The organism is Rodentibacter myodis, from assembly GCF_001999305.1.
Taxonomy (GTDB): Bacteria; Pseudomonadota; Gammaproteobacteria; order Enterobacterales; family Pasteurellaceae; genus Rodentibacter; species Rodentibacter myodis.
The window spans coordinates 1-3,607 of record NZ_MLHQ01000054.1; the positions used below are offsets into that span (position 1 = coordinate 1).

Consider the following 3,607-nt stretch of genomic DNA (forward strand, 5'->3'; position numbering starts at 1 on the left):
TTTACGAACCAAACCGAAATGCCCTTTGAGATCCCTGAGAGTTGGGTGTGGGTGAGATTAGACGATATTGGTATTTATAAAAAAGGACCTTTTGGAAGTAGTTTAACTAAAAGTATGTTTATTCCAAAATCACCAACAGCAATTAAAGTTTATGAGCAAAAAAATGCTATAAAGAAAAATGAACTATTAGGTGATTATTATATTTCATATGATTATTTTATTTCCAATATGCAGGCGTTTGAAGTTTTTGCTGGAGATATAATTGTAAGTTGTGCAGGTACTATTGGCGAGACATTTATAATGCCTAACAATATTGAAAAAGGAATTATTAATCAGGCTTTAATGAAAATAAACCTTTCTAAAAACATAGATATTAACTATTTTCTTCTATATTTTGATTATATTTTAAAAGCATCATCGCAATCTAACAGTATGGGAACTGCAATAAAAAATATTCCGCCTTTTAGCGTATTTAAGAATTTATTTTTTGCACTCCCCCCACTTGCCGAACAACACCGCATAGTTGCCAAAATTGAAGAGTTACTCCCCTTTATTGATCAATATGTAAAAAAAGAGCAGGAACTGACCGCTTTACATCAAAACTTTCCGCAACAACTGAAAAAATCAATTTTACAGGCAGCAATTCAAGGCAAATTAACCGAGCAAGATCCGAATAACGAACCAGCAATTGAGCTGGTTAAGCGTATTCAACAAGAAAAAGTGCGGTTGATTTCCGAGAAGAAATTGAAAAAAACCAAGCCTTTTTCAGAAATTGTAATACGGGATAACATTCCTTATGAGATGATTGACGGTGTTGAGCGTTGTATCGCTGATGAAGTCCCCTTTAAGCTGCCTGAAAATTGGTGTTGGGTAAGACTATGGGATATTACTTATCAACTAGGACAAAAAATACCTAGAGCAACTTTCTGTTATATTGATGTAGGTTCTATTGATAATAAAAAATATAAAGTTTTAGATAATCTAAATATTATTGAGCCAGATAAAGCCCCATCACGAGCTAGAAAAATTGTTCAAAAAGGAACAATTTTATATTCAACAGTTAGACCATATTTACAAAATATATGTATATTAGGAAATGATTTTCCTTATGAACCAATAGCGAGTACAGCATTTGCTACAATGGAAACTTATTCTGACATATATAATAGATTTTTATTTTATTATTTATTAAGTCCTACTTTTACTGCTTTTGTGAATAATGCAATGGTTGGCGTTGCATATCCTGCAATAAATGATGAAAATTTATATAAAATCATCGTCCCCCTCCCCCCACTTGCCGAACAACACCGTATTGTCGCTAAAATTGAACAATTATTTTCTTTGGTAGAGAAATTAAAATAATGGTATGGGCGTGTTCTTCTAGCCCATACCATAAAACTACCAATCAATCACTTTATTGACAATAGCTTGTTGTTCGGTGCTGGTGCGGCGTAAATATATTCTTGTGGTTTCTATGGTTTCGTGTCCCATTAAATCGGCTAAAAATGCAAGATCATTAAATCGCTCTAAAAAACTTTTTGCGAAACGGTGTCGGAAAGAATGGGGATAAACTAATTTAGGATCGATCTGATAACGTTTGGCTAAAATTTTTAATTGGCTAGCAATACCACGCGTTGTAATCCTTTTGTGATAACGGTTAAGAAAAATAAAACCGTGTTGTCGGTTAATATTTTCCAGCCATTGTAAACATTCTTCTTGCAATAATTTAGGAATATAAATGCGGCGTAATTTGCCGCCTTTGGAATAAAGATCGATATAGCCTATTTTAATATGTTCACATTTTATTTGAATAAGCTCGCTAACCCTTGCCCCAGTCGCTGCCATAAAGCGAATGACAAAATACCAATAAAGATTATCATCGGCTTTTAATCGTTCTTTAAAATAATGGTAATCTGCTTCACTAATAACATTTTCTAGAAAGGTTTTCTGCTGCACTTTCACAAAGGTTAATTTCCATTTTTCTTTTTTGATAAATTCCAAATAATAATTGATTGCTCGTATTCTGAGATTAACCGTTTGTGGCTTGTAATGTTCAATTAAGAATGTTTTATACTGTTTAAGCGAAGATTTGGTAATGTTGGGAAAGAGGTTGTGATATTGTTTAACGGCAAATAAATAAACGGAGAGCGTATTATTTGCTAAATTTTGATTTAAAAGATAACGTTGAAATGAATTGATCATACTAATTTTCCTTATTTGAGGTTAAAAAAAGTATGATAATCGTATGTGGTGTTACATAATACCGTTTGGTGTCCTTACAGTAAAATATAACACCTTGTTTTCATTATATTTATCCTAGTTTTTGTAATGATAAAAATAAGGTTTCAATTTTAGCGACAATGCGGTGTTGTTCTTCTAATGGTGGCACTGCAATAAGTATAGAGTTTAAGTTTTTTTGATTTAATTTTGGTACTGCAATACCGTTGATTAATCCCATAGCTGGAAAATTTAAAGAATTAAGATAATAACAAAAATATTTTTCTAAATTATTTAATACTTGTAAAACATGGACATGATTATTTGCCCAAAACTTGCCTTCAGCAATAAAAGCAGTATCTCTATTTACAAAGAAATTTCCACCATCCTCACCAAGAAGTACATAAGTACCATCAAAAATGTAATCCTCAACTTTATCTATTACACCAGTCGCCCCGTAATAATCATATATTTTTGATTGTTTACTTCTGTGTTCTATAGAAACAGGTTTTCTTTGACTATCTAAATTAAAAGAGTAATCCCCCAACCTCACCCAACACCAATTTTCAGGCAGCTTAAAGGGGGCTTCATCCGCGATACAACGCTCAACACCGTCAATCATCTCATAAGGAATGTTATCCCGTATTACAATTTCTGAAAAAGGCTTGGTTTTTTTCAATTTCTTCTCGGAAATCAACCGCACTTTTTCCTGTTGAATACGCTTAACCAGCTCAATTGCCGGTTCGTCATTTGGATCTTGCTCGGTTAATTTGCCTTGAATAGCAGCCTGTAAAATGGATTTTTTCAGTTGTTGCGGAAAACTTTGATGTAAAGCGGTCAGTTCCTGCTCTTTTTTTGCATATTGCTCAATAAAGGGGAGTAACTCTTCAATTTTGGCGACTATGCGGTGTTGTTCTGCAATTGGGGGAAGCGGGAATAAAATAGAATTTAATTGTTCTGTTGTTAACCCTTTTACTGTTAAACCTTGCCCTTGTAGATTTAAAGTTTTATAAAAGTAGATGAAATATAATTTAGATATATAAATGGGTAATATAATCCCCCTTAAATCTTGATTTATTGCAACATCAATATTGTTAATTGCTATTTTACCTAGCCCCATTCTAGTACATAAAATGATATTATTCTTCTCAATAAGATTTGAGGTGCTATTAAGTAATCCATTTTCTGAAATCTTATCTATAGTTTCATTTAAATATATATCATCTTTATCTAAATCCTTAACACTAGCCCAAGAAATGTTTCCATTCCAATATTCATATTGTGATTTATTAGGCGTACCTCCTCCTATATTTTGTAAAATAATTTCTCCCAACCTTATCCACACCCAACTTTCAGGGATTTTAAAGGGCGTTTCGGTTTGGTTCGTAAA

At 32.6% G+C, this 3,607-nt stretch carries 3 protein-coding genes; 1 reads left to right on the forward strand and 2 read right to left on the reverse strand.

Translation table 11 applies throughout. The features are described 5' to 3' along the window. The coding region (locus BKL49_RS12080; RefSeq protein ID WP_077425795.1) for a restriction endonuclease subunit S at positions 1 to 1,362 on the forward strand (1,362 nt) is incomplete at its 5' end. 36 nt (positions 1,363 to 1,398) lie between these two features. Here the strand turns inward: BKL49_RS12080 and BKL49_RS12085 are convergent. Beyond that, positions 1,399 to 2,202 (reverse strand): tyrosine-type recombinase/integrase, encoded by an 804-nt coding sequence (locus BKL49_RS12085; protein WP_077425798.1) that lies wholly within the window; start codon positions 2,200 to 2,202, stop codon positions 1,399 to 1,401. A 109-nt stretch (positions 2,203 to 2,311) separates the two neighbouring features. Beyond that, the coding region (locus tag BKL49_RS12090) for a restriction endonuclease subunit S (RefSeq protein ID WP_143530857.1) at positions 2,312 to 3,607 on the reverse strand (1,296 nt) is incomplete at its 5' end.

Excerpts from the sequence above, each read along its gene's own strand:
- BKL49_RS12085 (WP_077425798.1), bottom strand. The coding sequence starts at position 2,202 with ATGATCAATTCATTTCAACGTTATCTTTTAAATCAAAATTTAGCAAAT.